General features: G+C 61.8%; 15 protein-coding genes and 1 pseudogene. 4 read left to right on the forward strand and 12 right to left on the reverse strand.

Translation table 11 applies throughout. From position 1 onward, the window contains the following. Positions 1 to 99 precede the first annotated feature (99 nt). The 6 genes from ROI90_RS20750 to ROI90_RS20775 all read right to left on the reverse strand — a co-directional run bounded on the left by ROI90_RS20750 (position 100) and on the right by ROI90_RS20775 (position 9,474). Positions 100 to 2,421 carry a glycoside hydrolase family 20 protein gene (locus ROI90_RS20750; RefSeq protein WP_316000202.1) on the reverse strand — a complete coding sequence of 774 codons (2,322 nt, stop codon included), beginning with the start codon at positions 2,419 to 2,421 and terminating at the stop codon, positions 100 to 102. Further along, positions 2,418 to 3,302: an ROK family protein gene (locus ROI90_RS20755; RefSeq protein ID WP_316000203.1), complete on the reverse strand. Its 885-nt coding sequence runs from the start codon at positions 3,300 to 3,302 to the stop codon at positions 2,418 to 2,420. Before ROI90_RS20755 ends, ROI90_RS20750 begins: the two co-directional genes overlap by 4 nt. A 320-nt stretch (positions 3,303 to 3,622) precedes the next feature. After that, positions 3,623 to 6,010: a glycoside hydrolase family 3 N-terminal domain-containing protein gene (locus ROI90_RS20760; RefSeq protein WP_316000204.1), complete on the reverse strand. Its 2,388-nt coding sequence runs from the start codon at positions 6,008 to 6,010 to the stop codon at positions 3,623 to 3,625. Between the two features lie 167 nt (positions 6,011 to 6,177). Further along, complete coding sequence (locus tag ROI90_RS20765; protein ID WP_316000205.1) at positions 6,178 to 7,626, reverse strand: alpha-L-fucosidase; 1,449 nt, start codon at positions 7,624 to 7,626, stop codon at positions 6,178 to 6,180. 106 nt (positions 7,627 to 7,732) lie between these two features. Next, positions 7,733 to 8,452, reverse strand: coding sequence for a copper homeostasis protein CutC (locus tag ROI90_RS20770; RefSeq protein WP_316000206.1), 720 nt, complete (start codon positions 8,450 to 8,452; stop codon positions 7,733 to 7,735). Further along, positions 8,449 to 9,474, reverse strand: a complete 1,026-nt coding sequence (locus ROI90_RS20775) for a N(4)-(beta-N-acetylglucosaminyl)-L-asparaginase (protein ID WP_316000207.1) — start codon at positions 9,472 to 9,474, stop codon at positions 8,449 to 8,451. The genes ROI90_RS20770 and ROI90_RS20775 overlap by 4 nt, the downstream gene beginning before the upstream one ends. A 686-nt stretch (positions 9,475 to 10,160) precedes the next feature. Between ROI90_RS20775 and ROI90_RS20780 the strand changes: the two genes are divergently transcribed. The 4 genes from ROI90_RS20780 to ROI90_RS20795 all read left to right on the forward strand — a co-directional run bounded on the left by ROI90_RS20780 (position 10,161) and on the right by ROI90_RS20795 (position 15,214). Beyond that, the gene (locus ROI90_RS20780) at positions 10,161 to 10,325 is read left to right on the forward strand and encodes a hypothetical protein (protein ID WP_316000208.1); all 165 of its coding nucleotides are present in this window, start codon (positions 10,161 to 10,163) and stop codon (positions 10,323 to 10,325) included. Positions 10,326 to 10,627: 302 nt separating this feature from the next. Continuing rightward, the gene (locus ROI90_RS20785; RefSeq protein ID WP_316000209.1) at positions 10,628 to 11,020 is read left to right on the forward strand and encodes a hypothetical protein; all 393 of its coding nucleotides are present in this window, start codon (positions 10,628 to 10,630) and stop codon (positions 11,018 to 11,020) included. 50 nt (positions 11,021 to 11,070) lie between these two features. Continuing rightward, positions 11,071 to 13,608, forward strand: coding sequence for a DUF4132 domain-containing protein (locus ROI90_RS20790; protein WP_316000210.1), 2,538 nt, complete (start codon positions 11,071 to 11,073; stop codon positions 13,606 to 13,608). A gap of 19 nt (positions 13,609 to 13,627) precedes the next feature. Continuing rightward, positions 13,628 to 15,214 (forward strand): TPM domain-containing protein, encoded by a 1,587-nt coding sequence (locus ROI90_RS20795; protein WP_316000211.1) that lies wholly within the window; start codon positions 13,628 to 13,630, stop codon positions 15,212 to 15,214. A gap of 493 nt (positions 15,215 to 15,707) precedes the next feature. Here the strand turns inward: ROI90_RS20795 and ROI90_RS20800 are convergent, their stop codons facing one another. From ROI90_RS20800 to ROI90_RS20825, 6 genes and pseudogenes are all read right to left on the reverse strand, one after another. After that, positions 15,708 to 16,958, reverse strand: a complete 1,251-nt coding sequence (locus ROI90_RS20800; RefSeq protein WP_316000212.1) for a 5-(carboxyamino)imidazole ribonucleotide synthase — start codon at positions 16,956 to 16,958, stop codon at positions 15,708 to 15,710. Further along, on the reverse strand, positions 16,955 to 17,458 hold the full coding sequence (gene purE, locus ROI90_RS20805; RefSeq protein ID WP_316000213.1) for a 5-(carboxyamino)imidazole ribonucleotide mutase: 504 nt from the start codon (positions 17,456 to 17,458) through the stop codon (positions 16,955 to 16,957). Before purE ends, ROI90_RS20800 begins: the two co-directional genes overlap by 4 nt. Positions 17,459 to 17,520: 62 nt before the next feature. Continuing rightward, the gene (locus ROI90_RS20810; RefSeq protein WP_316000214.1) at positions 17,521 to 17,937 is read right to left on the reverse strand and encodes an Imm50 family immunity protein; all 417 of its coding nucleotides are present in this window, start codon (positions 17,935 to 17,937) and stop codon (positions 17,521 to 17,523) included. Positions 17,938 to 18,032: 95 nt separating this feature from the next. Beyond that, the gene (locus ROI90_RS20815) at positions 18,033 to 19,310 is read right to left on the reverse strand and encodes a dihydroorotase (protein ID WP_316000215.1); all 1,278 of its coding nucleotides are present in this window, start codon (positions 19,308 to 19,310) and stop codon (positions 18,033 to 18,035) included. 96 nt (positions 19,311 to 19,406) lie between these two features. Continuing rightward, on the reverse strand, positions 19,407 to 20,390 hold the full coding sequence (locus ROI90_RS20820; protein WP_316000216.1) for an aspartate carbamoyltransferase catalytic subunit: 984 nt from the start codon (positions 20,388 to 20,390) through the stop codon (positions 19,407 to 19,409). A 37-nt stretch (positions 20,391 to 20,427) separates the two neighbouring features. Further along, positions 20,428 to 21,141: pseudogene (locus ROI90_RS20825) on the reverse strand (IS5 family transposase). Positions 21,142 to 21,176: the final 35 nt, after the last annotated feature.

Below are 21,176 nucleotides of genomic sequence, written 5' to 3' on the forward strand. Positions count from 1 at the left end.
CTACCGAACGATTCAGGGTAAACGAAGCGGTAGAGATGCTTCGACAAGCTCAGCATGACGGTCTGTCAAGGCTTACGGGCATGGCCTATAGGCAACACGCTACTGCACCGCAATTTCATCCACGAACAGCCAGGTATTAGGTTTGGCGGCGCCGGGAGCCTGGGCGTTTTTGGCCGTAACCCGGACAAACCGGGCCGTGGTTTTTTTCAGGTCGGCCCGCACTTCACTGACGGCGGGCTTCACTTGCGCGGCCGGCACCGGAACGGGAGCCGAGTACACGGGTCTGTAGGTTTTGCCATCCTCCGAAACGGCCACTTCCACGCTGGTGGGCAGCTGAATCCCGGAACCCACGGCCCGCAGGAAGGTGCTGGTAACCGTGTTGATTTCGGTGGGCTTTTGCAGGTCCAGGGTGGCTACCAGGTCGGTGCCGTAGAAGCCCAGCCACTGCCCGTCGGCGTGATTGGTGGAGCCTTTCTGCCCGTTTACCAGCGTGAAGGGGCCGGAGCCGGTGTATATTTTGTTTGGCTCATTGGCCAGCGTTACGGGCGTGGCAAAGGCCTTGTGCACGAGCAGCTCCCGCGTCGAGACTTTGCCCGCCAGCTTGCCATCTTCAAAGGAAGCCGCTTTGATAACGGCCGAGCTGGAAACCAGGAACGGCTGGGTATAGACCGGCGAGCTGGCCGTGGGCGCGGAGCCATCCAGGGTGTATCGGATTTGCGGGCCGGCGGCGTCCATCTGCAGCGTAACTAAGGTAGTGCGCTGGGCGGGGTCGAGGGTGAGCTGCTGGCGCACGTTGAAGGCGCTGCGGGCGTAGTTGGCGCCCCAGGCTTCGTAGCGGCGGTACTGCTGCCGCATGCGCTGCTGGAAATCGGGCCAGTTGCGCAGCCGGGCCGGCGACCAGAGCGCCTCGGCCAGCGCCGACATGCGCGGAAACGCCATGTACTCCACCTGCTGCTCCGTGGGAATGTACTCGGTCCAGATGTTGGCCTGCCCGCCTAGAATGTACCGCTGCTCGGCGGCCGTCAGCTCCTTGGGCGTGGGCTCGAAGGTGTACACTTTCGACAGCGGCAGGTAGCCACCGAAGGCCAGCGGCTCCAGCTCGGGCAGGCCCTGGTAATGGTCGAAGTAGGAATGGGAGCCGGGCGTCATCACCACGTTGTGCTGCTGCCGGGCGGCGGTGGTGCCGCCCTCCTGCCCGCGCCACGACATTACGGCGGCGTTGGGAGCCAAACCGCCTTCCAGAATCTCATCCCAGCCAATAATGCTCTTGCCCTTGGAGTTGACAAATTTCTCCATGCGCTGCACGAAGTAGCTCTGCAATTCGTGCTCGTCCTTCAGCCCCTCGGCCTTCATGCGGGCCTGGCACTTGGGGCAGCTGTGCCAGCGGGTTTTGGGCGCTTCGTCGCCGCCGATGTGCACGATTTTGCCCGGAAACAGGGGCATCACCTCCGTCAGCACGTCCTGCAGAAACGTGAACGTCTGCTCGTTGCCGGCGCAGAAAATATCATCGAACACGCCCCACAGCCGCTCCACCTTAAACGGCCCGCCCGTGCACGACAGCTCCGGGTACCCCGCCAGCGCCGCCACGGCGTGGCCGGGCATCTCAATTTCCGGCACCACCGTGATGTACCGCTCCTGGGCGTACTTCACCACCTCCCTGATTTGCTCCTGAGTGTAGAAGCCGCCGTAGCGGATGTTGTCGAACTGGTGGGGCTGGTCGGTATAGTGGCCGATGAGCGTGCCGTCGCGCCAGCCGCCCACCGAGGTCAGCTTGGGATATTTCTTGATTTCGATGCGCCAACCCTGGTCGTCGGTGAGGTGCCAGTGGAAGGTGTTCATCTTGTGCAGAGCCAGGTAGTCAATGTACTTCTTGACGAATTCCACCCCAAAGAAATGCCGGCTGACATCCAGGTGCATGCCCCGCCACTGGTAGCGGGGCTTGTCGGCTACCTCCACCGCCGGCAGGCTCACGGCCGTAGTGCGCTGGGTGGGCAGCAGCTGCCGGATGGTCTGTAAACCCCGAAATACGCCCTGGGCATTACCGGCGGCCAGTACCACCTGCGCGGGCTGCACACTGAGCGTGTACCCTTCCGCGCCCAGCGTATCCAGCGCGGGCCGCAGCGTTAGGCGGATGCTGCCCGCGCTGGCTTTAGCTGGCGTGGCCACCACCTGAGGCTGCACACCCGAAGTCCGTTTGATATCCTGGCTCAGCGCCTCACCAATGCGGCGCAGTTCCTCGTTTTTGGGGTCGACAAAGATTTTGGTGGCCTTGGTAACAGCAAAGCTCCCGCGGCCCGCCGTGAGGCGCACCGGCTGCGGAATGATAGAAGTAGCGGCCGGGTTTGCGGCCGGTTGCTGAGCGGAAACGGCTCCGGACAGGCCTAGTAATGCGGCCAGAGGCAGCCAGGTTTTCTTTCTCACAAGGAAGGCGCGGTAGAAGGATGGGAAGGTAGCTCCTGCTTTAAATGGCACAAGGCCGCGGCACCCAGGACGGCCGCATTATCCAGGGTGGAAGGCGCAACCACCAGCTGCTCCACCACCTTCGGAAAAGGAAATTCCCGCAGGCTTTCGTGCAGGCCCTCTTGAAAATACGCAAAGCACTTGCTGACCGAGCCACCCAGAAAAACAGCCTGCGGAGCCACCGTAAACAGGATACTTTTGATGAGGTGGCCCAGGTGGCGGCCGTACTCCGTGAGCACCGCCAACGCGGCCGGGTCGCCCTGCCGGGCCAGGGCGTGCCACTCCGAACCCGGACGGCCGGTTTGCTGGGTAAAGAACTTACCGCTACAGTACTCCTCAAAGGTTTTATCCCGGTAAGGCAGGCAGCCAAACTCCCCGGCGCTGGACAGCACCCCGGCGTGCACATCGTGGTTGAGGATGAGTCCCGCCCCTACGCCGGTGCCCAGCACCAGCCCGACCAAGTGGGCATACGGCCGGCCCTGCCCGTACATTTTCTCGCCCACGGCAAAGGCATTGGCATCGTTGGTGATGTACACGGGCTTCCCGAAGCGGCCCGCGAGAAACTGCCTGAGCGGCACCTGCTGCCAGGACGGGATGTTCTGCACGTTGTAGATGATGCCGTTTTCCTCCTCCACCAGCCCCGGTGTCCCGATACCAACACCGGCTACATCGGCGTCTATCAGTTCTTCGAGATGGTTGGCCAGTTCCGCCAGAATCTGCTCCTGTGGGGCAGCGGCGGCCGTTTCAAACCGTTTCTCCTGCACTACCGCCCCATTCTGCACCACACCGATATGGATTTTGGTGCCGCCAATGTCGATGCCGATGTACTTGGGTTGCTGCATGCAGGTTGAGCCGGTGTATTTTCAGTTGGTAAGGCTTTGCGCTTCAAATTACTGATTAGCCCGCGCGCTCAGGCAAACTATTTACAAAAGCGCAGTGAAGCAGGCGAAAAGCGCCTATCTGGCTTACGTTCAAGCCGACCACGTCTGCTCCCAACTGCCCGCCACAATACAGCCAAGAATCCGCGTCTTCCGTCATGCAGAGCCGGAGGCGAAGCATCTCGCGTGCTGACGTTACAATGGTGACTCAACGTCAGCACGCGAGATGCTTCGCCTCCGGCTCTGCATGAGGTTCCGGGGTTAGCACCACAGGCGGTTCACTTCTACAGCGCAGTGGTCGACACGGTGATGAGCTGCTTCACGCTGAACTGCCCTTGCAGACGAATATCATCCGACGCCGCGCCTATCATCACCGTGAAAGCGCCGGGCTCTACGGCCCACTCCAGCCGCTGGTTAAGCAGCATCAGATCCTCGGCCGTTAGGTCGAATTGCACCTCCTTTTGTTCGCCGGCTTTCAGATAGAGCCGCTGAAACTTGCGGAGCTGCTTGTCCGGCGTCACCACGGAGCTTACGTCGTCGCGAAGGTAAAGCTGAGCTACTTCGTCGCCGGCGCGGGCGCTGGTGTTCTTGACGGTGAAGCGCACCGCTACACTCACTGCGCCGCTGCTTTCGGTGGATGTTACGCGCAGGCCGGAATACGCGAATTGAGAGTAGCTGAGGCCATAGCCGAAGCTGTAAAGCGGCTTGGAATCCAGTTCCACATAGCTCTGGCGGGCGGGGCGCGGGGCGTTGTAGTACACCGGTAGCTGGCCCACATGCCGGGGCACCGAAATGGGCAGGCGGCCGGCCGGGTTGTAGTCGCCGAACAGCACGTCGGCCACGGCGTTACCGCCTTCCTGCCCGGGGTACCAGGCATCGAGCATGGCGGGTACGTGGGCGGCCATCCAGTTCAGATTCAATGGTCGGCCTTTGATGAGCACCACCACTACCGGTGTGCCGGTGGCCACTACTGCCTCCAACAGTTCCTGCTGGCGGCCCAGCAAATCCAGCGTGGCCCGGTCGTAACCTTCCCCGCTTTCCATGTCGCTGAGGGCCTGGGGGCCGGTGGCTACGGTGGCGGCGCCGGTGCTCTGGTACTCGGTTTTGAAGTCGCGGGCACTGGAGCCACCGAGCACCACCACGGCCACCTGGGCCTGGCGGGCGGCGGCTACGGCCGCGGCAATATCAGCGCTGGACGTATCCCGAATGGCGCAGCCCTTCACGTACGTTACCTGCGTGGCCGCCGATACTTTCGCCCGGATGCCTTCCAGCACTGTCACGATGTTGCTTGCGGGCTGGGGCGCGGTGTAGTCGCCGAGCTGGTTATACAGGTTATCGGCGTTGGGGCCGATGACGGCAATGCGTTGCAGGGATTTGGCCAGCGGCAGCAGGTTTTGCTTGTTCTTCAGCAGCACCACGGATTCCTGCGCTACCTGCCGGGCCAGCTGCACATGGGCCGGGCTGTTTACCTGCCGGGCCGCCTGGCGAACATCCACGTACGGGTTTTCAAACAGGCCCATTTCAAACTTCAGGCGCAGCACCCGCCCCACGGCCCGGTCCAGGGTTTCGGCAGAAACCAGCTTCTGCTTGAGGGCGTCCAGCAAAGCCTTATCGTAGCCGTAGCCGCTCAGGTCGTCGTCGAGGCCAGCGTTGATGGCCAGGGCCGCCGCCTCGGCCGGAGTGGCCGCCACGTGGTGACTGGTCATGATGCCGCTGATGCTGCCCAAATCGGACACGGTAAAGCCCTGGAAGCCCCACTGCCGGCGCAGCACATCCGTCAGCAGGAACTCACTGGCCGAGCACGGCACCCCGTCGATGGAGTTATAGGAAGTCATGATAGACTGTACCCCGGCCTGCACCGCGGCGTGTACCGGTGGTAGAAAACTCTGGTACAGTTCCCGAACTCCCGTACTGATGCTGCCGCCATTGTGGCCACCTTCCGGTACTCCATAAGCAGCAAAATGCTTGAGCGTGGAAATGACGTTTCGGCCGCTTTTCAGGCTACTGCCCTGCATGCCCTGCACCACGGCCGCGCCCAGCTGGCTGGTGAGCACCGGGTCTTCGCCGTAGGTTTCCTCCACCCTTGACCAGCGCGGCTCCCGGGCTAAGTCCAGCACCGGCCCGTAGCCGATATGGCCGCCCTGCACACGCACTTCCGTGGCAATGGCCGCCGCCATGCGCCCCAGCAACGCCGGGTTCCAGGTGCTGCCCTGCCCAATGGCCGTGGGGAATACGGTGGTGCCAATGGCCATGTGGCCGTGGGGGCACTCCTCGGCCAGAAACATCGGAATGCCCAGCCGGGTGTGCTCCACGGCGTACTTCTGCAAAGCGTTGGCAGCTTGGGCCGCCTGCGTGGGGTTGAGGCCGGTAGTCAGGGTTTTGCGGGTCCAGGGGTCGGCGCGCAGGGTAGCCCACAGTCCCCCGATGTGGCGCTCATCCACGGCCTTCCGGTAGGCCGCGCTGGTGCCCACCTGCCGGCCCTCCTTCTGGTACATTTCCCAGCCCAGCACCGTGGAAAGCTGGCCCACCTTTTCCTCCACCGTCATGCGCCCCAGCAGGTCCTGCACGCGGGTTTCGATGGGTGCTTTCCCGTCCTTGTACAGCGGCTGGGCCGGTTGAGCATGGGCGGCCATACTGAGGAAGTATAGCCCGAGGAGGAAGAGTTGACGCATTCGTAAATTAAGGAGTAATGCTTGCTGGATGTGGTATTCTGAGCACGTCATGCAGAGCCGGAGGCGAAGCATCTCGCGTGCTGACGTTTGAATAGTTTGGCAACAACAGCACGCGAGATGCTTCGCCTCCGGCTCTGCATGACATGCGTATTTGCTGGCAGCCCCCGTTACTGCTCCGCCGTGAAGGCAAACGCCAGGGCCGGATACGCCCCGGCTTGTTTGGCCAGCGTCGCGGGCAGCGTCACCCGCACCTTGTTTCCCTGCCGGGTCCACGTTACGGGCTTGCCGGTTTGCAGCAAGGTCATTCGGCTGCCTTTCTTTGGGGCGTTGCCGGCCCATTCTACCACGGTGGGCGTGGGCTTATCTTCTGCCAAACAGGCAATGGCGTAGCGCGTGCCCGTTTTGCTTTGGGTGAAGTAGGTGCGGCCGTCCTGGTAATGCGCGGTGGTGCGGGTGTTGTAGATGGCGGCCCCGTTCACGTCCAGCCACTGGCCAATTTCCCGGAGGCGCGTCACGGCTTCGTCGGCCAGGGTGCCATCGGGTTTCGGGCCCACGCCCAGCAGCAGGCTGCCACCTTTGGCTACCACTTCCGCCAGGGAGTGAATAATGCGGGTGGGCGACTTGTACTGGTCGTTGGGCACGTAGCCCCAGTTGTTGGCCAGCGTCAGGCAGCTTTCCCATGGGTTGTCGATTTTGTGGTCGGGCACGCGCTGTTCGGGGGTCTGGTAGTTTTCGTAGGGGCCGTGCACGGTGCGGTCGACCATGAGCAGGCCGGGCTGGGCCTGGCGGGCCATGGCGGCAATGCGGGGCATATTCACGTCTTGGCTGAACTCTGGAATGGGGGCGCCCCAGGCCCGAACTTCAGCATTCACCGTTTCGCGGGGCCGCACCCAGCCCCCATCCAGCCACAGAATATCCAGGGAGCCGTAGTCGTGCATCAGCTCGCTAATCTGGTTGTAGGTGAACTGCTGGTACTGCTGCCAGCGCCAGGGATACTTGCGGATGTCGTAGTTCACGTTGCGGTCGGGCGTGGCGTACTTGGGCCACCAGAAGTTCTCCGAGTGCCAGTCGGGCTTGGAGAAGTAGGCTCCCAGCATGAAGCCTTCCTTCCGGAATGCCTCGAACACGTACTTGGCCACATTGGCGCGCGGGTTGCTGCGGAACGGCCCCTGGGTGATGCTAAAGTCCGACTGTTTAGTGTCGAACATGGCAAAACCATCGTGGTGTTTGGTGGTGAACACCAGGTAGCGCATGCCGGCCTGCCGGGCCACGCGGGCCCACTGCTCGGGGTCGAATTTGGTGGGGGTGAACTGCTGGCTCAGGCCCCAATACCGCTTTTTATAGTCCTCATACGCCACGGTGCTGTCCCGCTCAATCCAGCTTTCCGAGCACAGCTCCCACGACTCAATGATGCCCGGCACGGCGTACAGGCCCCAGTGCAAAATCAGCCCGAATTTCTGGTCCTGCCACTTCTCCAGCTTCTGCCGCACCAGCGGGTCAGTGGGTGCTTCGTACTGGCTGGACTGCTGGTGCACGCCTTGATTTTGGGCCCGTAGGGGCAGGCCGGTAGCGGCGGTGAGCAGGGCCAGAGTGAGAGTAGCTTTACGGAACTTCATACGCCATTAAAATAGTGGTAACGCCAGTCGTTTGCCGCCAGCGGCTTCCAGGCTTCCGCCCGGCGTAAGCCGTATGCGCAGAGGGTAAGACGGGCAATGACATTGCTTAAGCAGCATCCAGACGCGCCACCAATTCCCGCACAACGGCAGCATCGGTTTCCCAGCGCGGCGCGTCAAACTCGGTGGCTTTAGCTGCGGGCAGAGGTGGAAGCAGCCGTTTGGCGCTGGCGTGAAACTCCCGGGCCCCGGTGTGCCGCACCAGCTCCTGAAGGGTAGCGGGCGTAACTCCCGAGCCGGGCATGATGCTGATGCGCCCAGCGGCCTGCTGCACCAACGCGGCGAGCTGCTGCTGCCCGTGCGGCGCAGTGGGCTGCCCCCCGGAAGTTAGCAGGCGCTGGCAACCCAGGCTGATAATATCTTCGAGGGCTTGACGCTGGTCGGGGCAGGCATCAAAGGCACGATGAAACGTTACCGGCAGAGGCCCCGCCACTTCCACGAGCATTTGGCAAGCCGCAAAATCTACGCGCCCCGCTGTATCCAAAGCCCCCAGCACCACGCCCGCGCAGCCTAGGGCGCGGCACTGCCGGATATCAGCCGCCATAACAGCCAGTTCCTCGGCATCGTACACGAAATTGCCCGGCCGAGGCCGAATCAGTACAAACACGGGGACAGCAAGCAAAGCCAGTACCCGCTCAATAGTGCCGTAGGAGGGCGTGATGCCACCCTGTTCCAGGCTCTGGCACAGCTCTATGCGGTGCGCGCCCCCCGCCTGCGCCGCCACGGCCGACTGCACCGAGCCCGCGCAGATTTCCAGGGTCAGGCTCATTTCAGCAGGTACTCGGCCTGGATAAGCTGCTGCTGATTCTGGGCGTCGCAGACGGCGTAGCTGAAGCCTTTTTGCAGGGCAAAGGCGCCGTGTTGGCCCTGGGCACTAATAGCAATGAAGCACACCTGAATGTCCTTGGCCTTGTCGCCCTTGATGTTGGCTACCCGCTCAATGGCCGCTTTGCAGGCCGCTTTCGGACTCATTCCCTGGCGCATCAGCTCCACTACCGTGTGGGCCCCGGCTATGCGAATCACGTCTTCGCCCTGGCCCGTAGCGGCGGCGGCCCCCACGGCATTATCCACAAACAACCCGGAGCCGATGAGGGGAGAGTCGCCGAGGCGGCCGCGCATTTTGAAGCCCATGCCGCTGGTGGTGCAGCTGCCGCTGAGGCGCCCCTGGGCATCCTGGGCCAGCATGGCAATAGTATCGTGGTTGTTGACCCCACCCACCGGGCCCGTGCCTTTCTTGCTGCCCGAGTTTTCAATATTGACCACGGGCTTGTACTGGCTGGTTTTGAGCCACTCCTTGTATGCCTTTTCCGCATCAGGGCTGAGCTTTTGGGCCTCCAGCGGGAAACCCTGGGCCACGGCAAACTGCTGGGCGCCCTCCCCTACCAGCATCACGTGCGGGGTGCGTTCCATTATGCGCCGGGCCACACTAATAGGGTGCTTAATGCGCTCCAGGGCCGCCACGCTGCCGCAGTTGAACTGGTCGTCCATGATGCAGGCGTCCAGGGTCACGATGCCTTCCCGGTCGGGGTTGCCACCCAGGCCCACGCAGCAGTTCTGGGAGGCTTCCGTTACCATCACGCCGGCCTCTACCGCATCCAGGGCCCGGCCACCCTTGCTGAGCACCTTCCAAGCGCCCAGGTTGGCCGACAAGCCCGTATCCCAGGTGGAAATTACCAGCGGTTTACCGGCTACGGGCAGTGGGGGCAGGCTCAGGGCTTCCGCGGAGGGACTGGCAGCCAGCGCAGCCAAGCCAGCAGCTGAGGAGGAGAGAAACTTACGGCGAGTAGGCATGAAGGAAGAAAGTCGAAATGAACTCCCTCAAAGAAACTGATTTTCAAGTGATGTTCCGCAGCAGTCAGGCCAGGTAGCCCCAGGCCTTGGGTAAGCTTGCTAGGGCGCAGCTCCCGAGCCGGTACGCTACCTACGAGTTCGTCCTGCACCGGCCCGGAATGCAAGCACTCATGTAATGCGAGTACCAATGCCTGGCCCATGATGCTAGTTGTTGCCCGGCAACCCGCTGCCTCAGCCAGGAAACGAGTAGAGGCCCGGCAAAAATAACTACGGTAAGTACCGTGAGGCCCGCATCGGCCGCTTCACTACCCAGGAAATAACTGATGGAATGGGCCGGGAAGTACTGCTCCAACAAGAAAAACAGCACCGCTTGCACACCGGCCCGCATCGGGTCAGCAGTAACCTTGCCCGCCGAGGTTAGGTAAAGCTCAGAAAATAAACCGCTACTTTCCCGCGGTTTTGGGCCGCAGCGCCCGGCTGCTCTATCCCGTGCATGGCTCCTGACCCGCCCCCGTCGAAACCGAGCACGAAGCATCAGGGCCCTCCGCTACCCTGCCGCTTCCCTGCGCGCAAGGTACTGGAGGGCGAAGTTGCTGATGGCCTGTGCGGGAGTACTGTGGTAGCCTCCCGCTGCAGCTTTGTTTCCCTTTCGCTCTGCGGGCCCTGCCCCGCTCTACCTGCTTGCTATGACTGACTTTGCTTATGCCCACGCCCAGGTATCCACCCTCACCTACCAGGCCAAAGGTGATACGCTCCCGCTGGCCGCCCATGCAGAAAGCGCCCCTGCTAGTGGTGCAGCCTGCCTTACTGGGGCTAGCTGCGCAACCCCTGGCTACCCGCCCGGGGCCTAGCTACCCTAACCAAGGTGCTGGCCGCGCACTTCGGGCCGCAGAGTGCCGCCCTGCGCACCCCTTGTAGCGGCTGGGGCTGGGCAGTTGCGTTTCGGGGCCTTTTCCTGCTGCAAATTATGCTGATGTACGGGCCTGGGAGCGGCAGCGTCTGGTTGCCTTTGATGTTCTAACCGCTGCCCTAGCCAAATACGCGGCTGCGGGAGCATACCAGCCTGAGTGCCGATGCGGGGGCACTTTCACCTGCTCTCCCAAAATCCGCTCCAACACTCTTTTCCTATCAATCTACCCTTCTTCAGTTAGTTATGCCCCTACTCACCATTCTCGATGAAACCGCCAGCGGCAGCATTTTGCGCCGCCTGGAAATGGAAATTGCCCAGGAAACCCTCACCGTGCGGGAACTGATAACCCAGCGCGTGCACGAGGAAGTAACGGCCTACAACGAGCAGCAGAGCGGCAACTTTCAGGGGCTGGTGCAGCCCACTGAGTCGGAGCGCACCCTCAACGGCTTCCATCTGCGCCCCCACCGGCTCATTGATGCCGAAAAGCAGGTGTACCGCGCCCTTGAAGCTTTCCAGCAGAACAGCTTTTTTGTACTGGTAAATGAGCGGCAGGCCGAAAGCCTGGATGAGCAGGTGTGGCTGGGAGACGGGGCCACGGCCAGCTTTGTCAAGCTCACGCCACTGGTGGGCGGCTGAGCCCGTACGTGTACTGATCTGGTTCCTGACGCAAGTTGTTTTCTGCCCCCATGCCCACACAACGAAAAGAAGAGTTCAACCCGGCCATTTTTGAGGATGGCAGCCCCGAGGCCGTTGAGATGAAACCCGTGCTGCTGGCCCTGCTGCCGCAGCTGCTGGAAAAAGACTACTACACCAAGCTCAATGATTTACCCGCCTACCAGGCTGTCCGGGGGCAGGACGTAGCCTACCGAAGCCGGGTGGTACTGGCCCTGACGGCGGCCATTAACCGTGTGGAGCGGGAGGAAAGCTACCGTGTCCGGTGGAGCTTGGCCGATGCCCTAACGGCCCTGATGCGCACAACCCTCAGTTTGTCGGAGGCGCAGTACCTGCGGCTGTTTGCTGGCTACGGGCTCGATTTTGCCAACCCGGACGAGGTATCCGTGAACTTCTACCCTTTCCCGGTGCTCCTGACGCTAAACCAAGTGGCCAAGCTCACCAAGCGCGGGCCCCTGGGAGAGGAAATGCTGACGTTTCTGCGCCAGCTGCGCGACCTCACGGCCGGACAAAGCGGCGACCAGCTGAAAGTGCACCTCAAGACCCAGGAAATGCTGGGGCAGGCCACTGGTGAGCACACCCTGCCCACCGTTGTTTTTGCCGAGGGCGACGCGCTGGGCCGAAGCCTCACCGAATTTGTGGCTGCCCTTGACCGTAGCGCCCCGCCTACCGCCGCCTGGCTGGGCCTGCTGCAGCGCTGGCAGAAGGCCACCGGCTCCCAGCCCACCGCCAAGCTGCGTCAGGAGCTGGATGCCGCAACGGCAGCCATCGGGCCCGATGAGGTGCGCGCGCAGGGCCGCACCTGGCTGCAACTGCTGATTGAGCTTCCGGTGAAGGAGCAGCAGCACACCTACGAATACGCCAGCGGCTCCACCCACACCTATTCCTCCTGGGAGTTTCTTACGGAAGTTAACGCCACCGTGGCCAAGGGCCTGATCTGGACGCTGCAACCCCTCTCCAACGCGGGCCTGCTAGAGCAGCTGACCGCCTTGGCAGCCAAGTGCTTCCGCAAGATTCCGGGGAAAGGCCCGCTGGCGGCGGGCCTGGGCAATGCCTGCCTGTTGGCCCTGTCCCAGAACGGCCTGCCCGGCGTGGCAGCCCTGGCCCGGGTGCGTTCCAAAATTCGCCAGACCAACACCCAGGAGCTCATTGCCCGCTACATTGCCCAGGAGTCGGCTAAGCTGGGCGTGAGTCCGGCCGAAATTGAGGATATGGCCGTACCGGACTTCGGGCTGGAAAACGGCCGCCTCCAGGAGGACTTTGCCGAGTATACTGCCACGCTTACCCTGCGCGAGGGCAAGGCAGAGGTGCAGTGGCTCAAAGCCGATAAAGCCCTGAAAAGCGCGCCGGCCGCTCTCAAAGCCTCCCACCCCGACGAGCTGAAAGAGCTGAAAGCCGCCCAGACCCAGGCCCAGCAAACCTACACCACCCAGCGCGACCGGCTCGACCGTAGCTTCGTGGACCAGCGCCGTATTCCCTGGCCCTGGTTTGAGCAGTATTACTTCCGGCACGGCCTGCTGAGTCTGTTGGCCCGCCCGCTCATCTGGCGCCTGCACCGCCCTGATAGCTCCGTGCAGGATGCTATTTTTCAGGAAGATGCCTGGCAGGACGCCCTGGGCCACCCCGTACCCACCCCTACTCCCGACACGAAACTGCAGCTCTGGCATCCCGTGCTGACTTCGGCGGATGAGGTGCTGGCTTGGCGGCGGATGCTGGACACCAAGCAGATACGACAGCCGCTCAAGCAGGCGTTCCGGGAAGTATACCTGCTCACGCCCCCCGAGGAGCGCACCCGCACCTACTCCAACCGCATGGCGGCCCACATTCTCAAGCAGCACCAGTTCAATAGCCTGGCCAAGCTGCGCGGCTGGCGCTACAGCCTGCTGGGGGCTTACGACAAAGGCTACGACTCCGAAACGGCGAGCCTGCCCCTGCCCATACATGACCTGACGGCCGAATTTTGGGTGAGCGAAGTGTACGCCGACGGAGAATGGAACGACACGGGCATTTACAATTACGTGAGCACCGACCAGGTGCGCTTCACCCGCGCCAACGAGCCGGTGCCGCTGCCGGAAGTACCGGCCCTGGTTTTCTCGGAAGTAATGCGCGACGTGGACCTGTTTGTGGGCGTGGCCTCGGTGGGCAACGACCCGCAATGGCGCGACAATGGCGGGTTGGCCCAGTTCCGTACCTACTGGGAGAGCTACTCCTTTGGTGACTTGAGTGAAGTGGCCAAAACCCGCAAGCTGGCCCTGGAGCGGCTGGTTCCCCGCCTGAAAATTGGCAGGGTAAGCGAAATCAAAGGCAACTTTCTGGTAGTGAAGGGCCACCGCCACGTCTACAAGATTCACCTGGGCTCGGGCAACATCCTCATGGAGCCCAACGACCAGTACCTGTGCATTGTGCCGGACCGCTCCAGCAAGCAGCTCGGCTCCACCGACGTGTTTCTGCCCTTCGAGGGCGACGCCGTGCTGTCCATTATTCTGAGCAAGGCGCTGCTACTGATGGACGACGATAAAATAACCGATGAAACCATTCTGCGGCAGCTGTAGCACGGCTCCTGTTCTCTCTATGTCATTACTGCGCCTATGCGTGCTGGGCTGGTGGGTACTGGGACTGCTCAGCGGCTGCCAGCGGGAGCCGGACGCGGAGGGCGCGGCTCCCGCTGGCATCACCGCCGACAACTACCTGACAGCCATTCCCGACCCCAAAACCCTGGGAGAAACCTACGTGAGCGACCCGGACCAGGTGTTGCAGCCGGGCACCATAGCCGCCCTCAACGCCCGCCTCGATAGCCTGGACCGGAGCCGGCGGGCCCACATTGATGTGGTAGTGGTGCGCAGCATAGGCGAGGCTGTGCCCAAAACGGCGGCCACGGCGCTGTTCAACCGCTGGAAAATTGGAGAGCAGGCCACCAACAACGGGTTGCTCATACTCCTGGTGCTTGATCAGCGCCGGGTGGAGTTTGAAACCGGTTATGGCCTGGAAGCCGACCTGCCCGACATCATCTGTTTCCGCATTCAGCAGCGCTTCATGCTGGAGCCCGCCCGCGCCGGCAACTACGACCAAGCCGTGCAGCTCGGCGTCGCGGCCCTTATCCGGCGGCTCAGCCCTGCGCCCCCATTGCCCAGGCCGGTGCTGCGCACTGCCCAGGATTCGACCCAGTATTACGTGGATAGCCTGCAGCATGCTCTTAAAGCGCAACACGGGTTGCTTGGTACCCAGGACCCGCTGGATACAGCCTTGCCCGGGGAGGATTTGGCCGGCAACTATTCCGCGCCGGAATCATCCGCCCCGATTGGTATCCTGGTAGTAGCTTTTCTGACGCTGATTCTCTATTTGGTGCTATGGTACTGCACCACCCGAGGGCTGCCCGGCCGTGGCTGGCTGATAGTAGTGCCTCTTGCGCTGGTTGTGGGTCTGCTGGTACTGGCGTTCAACTACGGCGTCGCGGATTCCACGTGGGCTTTTCTGCTACTGGCGTACGGCTTGCCTTTGCTGTATCTGCACGGCTACTTTGGCTGGCAATACTACCGGGCCCCAGGTAGCGTACCACCCCTGGAGCGCCCCCAGGCCTACAAGCAGCGGCAGATGGCCCACCGAGGACTCGCCTTCACGGCCTATCTGTTTCCGCTGGGGTTGATGGTGTACTGGTCATGGTACCGCCGCCATTTGGCTACGCTCCGCACAGCGCCCTTCGCCTGCCCCACCTGCGGCCAGCCCATGCAGCTGCTCAAAGGCAAGGCCGAAAAGCGCCACCTACTTCCCGGCCACCAAGCCGAGGAAGCCATTAAAACGATTGATTATGACGTGTGGGAATGCGCCAACGAGCATACAATATCCCTGGCCTACCCCAACCCCGACAGCGAAGTTCGGGAGTGCCCGGCCTGCAAGCACCGTACCCTTAAGCCGGGACGGCTGCGGGTAGAGCAGGCGGCTACTACCCAAGCGGCGGGCTGGGGCTGGCAAATAGAAACGTGTCATTTCTGCAAGCACGAGGAGAAAACCAGGGAAGTAATTCCGCGCCTCCCCGATCCGTCCACCCGCACTTCCTCCAGCTCCTCCTACTCTAGCAGCAGTAACTCGAGTAGCAGCAGCTCCAGCAGTAGCAGCAGTGGGGGCTCCTCGGGTGGTGGCGGGGCGGGTAGCAGCTGGTAAGCCAGGGCGTAGCCAGGGCCGCCACTGACCTTGCCTCGGAGCCGGCTACGCTGCTGCACTCAATCAGGTACGCTTCCCGTGTGCACAGCAGCCTTAACCGCACGGCTTCAACCCCAGGCCAGTACTTGAACGATTTGGATTTACCTCTGCAGCCACACCCCAGCTGAGTCCTACTAGAGCTGCCGCCAGCGGAAAAAATCAAGAACAGTGCAAAGGAAATCTGCCTCCCTCGCGTAGGACCGGGCCGGCTCAGGAACAGCCATATACTAGGGCAGCGCCACCCTTGCCAGTGCCTGATACAGTGGCCTCAGCCGGGGTTTTCTGTGCCTACACTCGTACTACTTTTACTACTACGGCCGGGTTTCTCCGCGTGAATGCGGAGAAACCCGGCCGTAGCAGCGCTACGTCGGCCGCTTCCCGCCCTTAGGTCAAGACGCCGGGCAGCAGGCCGAATAGCAGTAAGCACCTACCTAGTCAAAGTCCGGCAAGAACTCTAGATGGCGTCCAGCCCAGGCAAGCCAAGCAGACCAGCGGCGCGCCGAGCCACACTTGTAACACTAGCCACATCCGGGCCGGTGATAGTCAGGTGGCCCATTTTGCGACCGGCACGCGCCTGCAACTTGCCGTATAGGTGCAGGTGCGTTCCGGGCAAGCGCAGCACGGAGCACCAGTCCGGCTCCCGCGGTAAGCCGTCGGCATCGAACCACACCTCGCCCAATAGATTAAGCATGATAGCCGGGGAGTGTTGGCGCGGCTGCGGCAAGGGCAAGCCCGCCATGGCATGTACCTGCAGGTCGAACTGCGAGGCGTCACAAGCATTTAGGGTGTAGTGGCCGCTGTTGTGCGGGCGCGGGGCCATTTCATTGACCACCAAACCACCGTGCTCGGTGCCATCTTCCACCACAAAAAACTCGACGCACAGCACCCCCACATAGCCCAGGTGGTGCGCAATAGAAATGGCCGCGTCGCGGGCCCTATCGGCTAAAGCTGGCGGCATGTTGCCTTCGTAGGCGTGGGTTACGGCCAAAATACCCTCCACGTGCACGTTGCGCTGCGGGGCGAAGCTGACAATTTGCCCATCCCAGCCACGCGCTACCAGCACCGAGCACTCGGCCTTGAGCGGCAGCATCTTTTCCAGCACGCAGGCCACGCCGCCCAACTCCTCCCAGGCCGCGCCCAGTTCGGTGGCGGTCTTCACGCGCACCTGGCCCTTCCCGTCGTAGCCCATACGCGCGGTTTTCAGGATGCCAGGCAGTAAGTCCGTCCGCTCCTCCTGCACCGCCTGCAGTTGGGCTGGCGTTTCAATTACCGTGTAGGGTGCACAGTTCACCCCCGACACGTCAGCACAGGCCGCGAAGTGGGCTTTTTCCTCGATGCGGTTTTGGGCAATGCCCACTACGGCTGCACTGGGTGCCACGGCCCGGGTTTGCGCCAGCAGGTGCAGGGCTTGGGCCGGCACGTTTTCAAACTCGGTGGTAATGGCCTGGCACAGTTGGGCCAGTTGCGCCAGCCCGGCCGGGTCGTCGTAGCTGGTCCGGATGTGATGGTGGCTCACTAGGCCGGCCGGGCTTTGCGCGTCGGGTTCCAGCACGGCGGTAAAGTACCCCAGGCGCTGCGCGGCGTGCACAAACATGCGGCCCAGTTGGCCACCTCCTACTACCCCTAACGTAGCCCGTTGGCCCGCGGTGTCCGTACTGCCCGGCAAAACCGGGGTCATGGTTGTACTGTTAGTTCCCTCGTTCATACCGGCAGTTCCATTGCGCGAGCGGCCTCGGTTTGGGCGGCGCGGAACGCCTGGAGCTTGCTCGCCAGCTCGGGGTTGTGCAGGGCCAGCAGGCTGACGGCGAACAGGGCGGCATTGGCCGCCCCGGCCGTGCCGATGGCGAAGGTAGCAACGGGTATTCCTTTGGGCATTTGTACAATGCTGTGCAGTGAGTCTACGCCCTGCAAATGGCGGCTGGCTACCGGCACGCCCAGCACGGGCACCGTCGTTTTGGCGGCCAGCATCCCCGGCAAGTGGGCAGCCCCACCCGCGCCGGCAATGATGGCCTGCAAACCACGCGGGCCGGCCTGTTCGGCGTAGGCAAACAAATCGTCGGGCATGCGGTGGGCTGATACTACGCGCGCTTCGTGAGCCACGCCAAAGTCCGCGAGTATCTGTACGGCGTGTTGCATAGTGTCCCAGTCGCTGCTGGAGCCCATTACTACCCCAACCAAGGGTTTATCGGAAGCGGAAATACTCATTGAAAATTAGTTAGTCGTCATGCTGAGCGTAGCCGAAGCATCTCTACCGCTTCGTTGGGCGTTTAACGAAGTTCGTTCTGGTAGGCCGAGATATTATCGACATGTATCCAAGTAGCCGTTGCTTGAAAAACAACTCCTTGTGGCTGGGTAGTGAATGTTACCTGAAAGCGTGTTCCGTTGTAAATAATACTCAAGTCGCCAATGCCATTTCCGCTAGGAATAGCGCAACGGATTAAATCGGTTTGAGTCAAGTTTAAGCTCATTTGCACTGTATTACATTTTCGCTGCGCCCATTTGATCGGGGCGTTAATAGGAAAATCCTTCAAGTCGAAATGAAGCTTACACTGTAGGTCACCGCCACAAACAATAGCTACCTCAGACAACTGTATCTGCTCTAAGGATGGAGGTTCAGTCGGATAGATACTCGTTATGATTTTAGGATTCAAAACGTGCTCAATCCACATTGAGGCAGTGTCCATGGAATTCAGTATTTGTAGCCGCGCAAACGAAGCGGTAGAGATGCTTCGACTTCGCTCAGCATGACGCTCTTTTTGCGCTCATGTTCAACAAACTGCTAGCGTTCCAGCAGAACTTCCGTGCCCAGAATGACCATATCCACCCGGCCTTTCAGCGTCTGGTTGATGAAGGGCGTGTTCTGGGATTTGGATTTCATGAATTCCTGCGTGAAGGTCGTTTCCGCTTCGGTATCGAACAAGAGGCACTCGGCCGGCTGACCGACTTCAATGGTAGGTACCGGCAGGCCCATCAGGCGGCGGGGCTCCGCCGAGTAGCGCTTCACCACCAGGTCCCACCCGAATTTTTCAGGCCGTACAAAGAAGTGGTAGAGCGAGACCAGCGCCGTTTCCAGGCCGGTGATGCCGTTAGGGGCGCTGATGAAGTCCTGGGCTTTCTCAAAGGGCGTGTGCGGCGCGTGGTCCGTGGCAATGAGGTCGAACACCCCCTCAATGAGCCCTTCGAGCAGTGCATCACAATCAGCTTGCGTGCGCAGCGGCGGGTTCATTTTGTAGTTGGTGTCGTAGTCGCCGATGTGTTCATCGGTGAACAGCAGGTGGTGCGGGGCTACTTCCGCCGTCACTTTCACATCACCGCGGGATTTCCACCAGCGGATGGTTTCCATGCCGAGCTTGCTCGATACGTGCTGGATGTGCACGTGCGCACCCGCCGCCCGGGCCAGCCGGATGTCCCGGTCAATGATAATTTCCTCGGCGCAGGCCGGTGAGCCCTTGATACCGAGCCGATAGCTCATCACCCCCTCGTTGAGGGCGCGCGGCCCCGCTAGCTCTGGCACCTCGCAGTGGCTGGCGAAAAACATCCCGAATTCGGTAGCGTACTGCATGGCCCGCAGCAGCACCGCCGGGTCGCTGGTGGTGTCGCCGTCGTCGGTGAGCATTTTTACGCCCAGTCCGCGCATGCCTTCAATTTCGGCCAGTTCCTTGCCCTCGCGGTTCTTGGTAACGCAGCCGGAGGTATACACCGGAATGCGCGACCGGTGCGTGGCATTTTCCAGCACGGTGGCCACGGTTGTTGCCGAGTCGAGGGCCGGGCGGGTGTTGGGCATCATCACCACGCCGGTGACCCCGCCGTTAATGGCCGCCTCGCTCCCCGTAGTAATGGTTTCCTTGTTCTCAAACCCCGGCGCGCGGAAATGGACGTGGGCATCAAACATACCCGGCATAAGAATCCGACCACGCGCGTCAATGACGCGGGCTCCCTCGGGAGCGGTCAGGCTTTTGCCGATGTCCTGAATTTTTCCTTCGACAATCAGCACATCACTCTCGGGCAATACGGGTGAATTTTCGGAGGCAATGCGGGCGTTTTTAAGAAGAAGCATGGAGGGAGGAGTACCGGAAACTGGCAAAGGGTGGGAAGGCATTCTGGCTGGTGAGGATGAAATTACGGAGCTAAACGCCGCCGCTGTATCCGGTAGTTAGGGCATAACTACCGTCGAGTTGGTGCGCTGCTGCGCGGCATAGGTTGATTCCTGCTTCGGAAACTCCCCGCCCGGCGTGAGCCAGTCGAGCACGGCCATGCGAATGGAAATGCCGTTTTCGACTTGGTTGGTAATCAGACTACGCTCGTAGTCCATCACGGCGTCGCACAACTCCACCCCCCGGTTCACGGGGCCGGGGTGCATGATGTAGAGGCCCCGGTCGCGGATTTCTGCCAGCCGCGCAGTGGTGATGCCGTAAACCCGGTGGTATTCCCGGACGCTGGGAAAAAACTGCACGTCCTGACGCTCCATCTGCACCCGGAGCAGGTACACTACATCGGGTGCCCAGGCCATAGCCGCCTCGTAATCAGTGAAGCGGCGGATGCTGTCCGGTACATATTTCGGAACCAGGGAGCCCGGGCCCAGGTACGCTACCTCAACGCCCAACTTCTGCAGCAGGGTGCTAGTGGAGCGGGCCACGCGGGAATGAAGAATATCCCCGATGATGAGGACTTTTTTGCCCCGGGGGTCGGGAAATTTCTCCCGAATGGTAAAGGCGTCCAGCAGCGCCTGGGTGGGGTGCTCATGCGCCCCGTCGCCGGCGTTGATAACCGAGGCCGTCGTTTGACGGGCAATCATGCCGGGCAGGCCGGGGTGGCTGTGGCGCACCACGATATAGTCGGTGCGCATGGCCTGAAGCGTCTCAATCGTCTCCCGCACTGATTCGCCCTTGGTGATGGAGGAGTGGGCAACGTCGAAATTCGTGACTTCCGCCGAGAGGCGCTTTGCTGCCACCTCGAAGGAAGAGTGCGTCCGGGTGCTGGCCTCATAGAACAGCATAAGCACCGACTTGCCCTCAAGGGCGGGGATTTTCTTCACCGAGTGGGTGAACAGCTTTTTAAACGACGTGGATTGGTCGAGCAGGAACTCGATTTCCTCACGGTGAAGGGATGCAATGTCGAGGAGGTCTTTACGTGCCATACCAAGGGTGAGAAAAAATGAGGACAACTAGGAAGTGTTAACAGTCGCGCAACCAGAGGACAGTAGCCGCTAAATGGACAAAGGCCAGAAAATGCGCATCTAACTTGTCGTAACGCGTTGCGACGCGACGAAACTGCTTGAGGCGGCTAATCGTAGGGCCGCGGGTTGCGGCGCTTGCGCCGGGGCGGAATCACCGCGCAGGTGCCGCGGGCAGCCAAGACGGCCACGAGCGGGTCGGAATCATAGCCCCGGTCGGCCACGAGGTAGGCCGGGGCCAGCCCGTCGAGCAACGGCAAGGCCTGCGGGGCGTCGTGGCGCTGACCGGCGGTCAAGCCGAGGCGCACGGGCCGGCCGCAGGCATCGGCCACGGCGTGCAACTTGGTGGTCAAGCCGCCGCGGCTGCGCCCGAGGGCTTGCGGCCCGTTTTTTTGCGGGCCCCGCTCGCGTGCTGGTGCGCCCGCACCGTGGTCGAGTCCACGAGCAGCGTGTGCAGCGCGTCGTCCTGTTGCACTGCAGCCAACACCCGGGCCCACACGCCGGAAGCCGTCCAGCGCTGGAAGCGCGTGTACGTGGTGTGCCAGTTGCCCCATGCCGGCGGCAAGGCCCGCCACCGGCACCCGTTGCGCAGCAGCCACAGCACCGCTTCCACAAACCGGCGGTTGTCTTGGCCCCGGCCACCTTTCGTCCCTTCCCGGCCCGGCAGCAGCGGCACAATCCGCGCCCACTGCGCATCCGTCAACAAATAGTCCATGCTCAAACATACCCCCTACTGTTAACACTTCCTAG

It is taken from the genome of Hymenobacter endophyticus, from assembly GCF_032464715.1.
In the GTDB taxonomy this organism is placed as follows: Bacteria; Bacteroidota; Bacteroidia; order Cytophagales; family Hymenobacteraceae; genus Hymenobacter; species Hymenobacter endophyticus.

Bases quoted from the DNA above. Each gene is read 5' to 3' on its own strand.
- ROI90_RS20785 (WP_316000209.1), top strand. From the start codon at position 10,628: ATGCCCCTACTCACCATTCTCGATGAAACCGCCAGCGGCAGCATTTTG.
- ROI90_RS20760 (WP_316000204.1), bottom strand. From the start codon at position 6,010: ATGCGTCAACTCTTCCTCCTCGGGCTATACTTCCTCAGTATGGCCGCC.
- ROI90_RS20820 (WP_316000216.1), bottom strand. From the start codon at position 20,390: ATGGCACGTAAAGACCTCCTCGACATTGCATCCCTTCACCGTGAGGAA.
- ROI90_RS20810 (WP_316000214.1), bottom strand. From the start codon at position 17,937: ATGGACACTGCCTCAATGTGGATTGAGCACGTTTTGAATCCTAAAATC.
- ROI90_RS20775 (WP_316000207.1), bottom strand. From the start codon at position 9,474: ATGCCTACTCGCCGTAAGTTTCTCTCCTCCTCAGCTGCTGGCTTGGCT.
- ROI90_RS20795 (WP_316000211.1), top strand. From the start codon at position 13,628: ATGTCATTACTGCGCCTATGCGTGCTGGGCTGGTGGGTACTGGGACTG.
- ROI90_RS20770 (WP_316000206.1), bottom strand. From the start codon at position 8,452: ATGAGCCTGACCCTGGAAATCTGCGCGGGCTCGGTGCAGTCGGCCGTG.
- ROI90_RS20790 (WP_316000210.1), top strand. From the start codon at position 11,071: ATGCCCACACAACGAAAAGAAGAGTTCAACCCGGCCATTTTTGAGGAT.
- ROI90_RS20765 (WP_316000205.1), bottom strand. From the start codon at position 7,626: ATGAAGTTCCGTAAAGCTACTCTCACTCTGGCCCTGCTCACCGCCGCT.
- ROI90_RS20815 (WP_316000215.1), bottom strand. From the start codon at position 19,310: ATGCTTCTTCTTAAAAACGCCCGCATTGCCTCCGAAAATTCACCCGTA.
- ROI90_RS20755 (WP_316000203.1), bottom strand. From the start codon at position 3,302: ATGCAGCAACCCAAGTACATCGGCATCGACATTGGCGGCACCAAAATC.
- ROI90_RS20780 (WP_316000208.1), top strand. From the start codon at position 10,161: ATGACTGACTTTGCTTATGCCCACGCCCAGGTATCCACCCTCACCTAC.
- purE (WP_316000213.1), bottom strand. From the start codon at position 17,458: ATGAGTATTTCCGCTTCCGATAAACCCTTGGTTGGGGTAGTAATGGGC.
- ROI90_RS20800 (WP_316000212.1), bottom strand. From the start codon at position 16,958: ATGAACGAGGGAACTAACAGTACAACCATGACCCCGGTTTTGCCGGGC.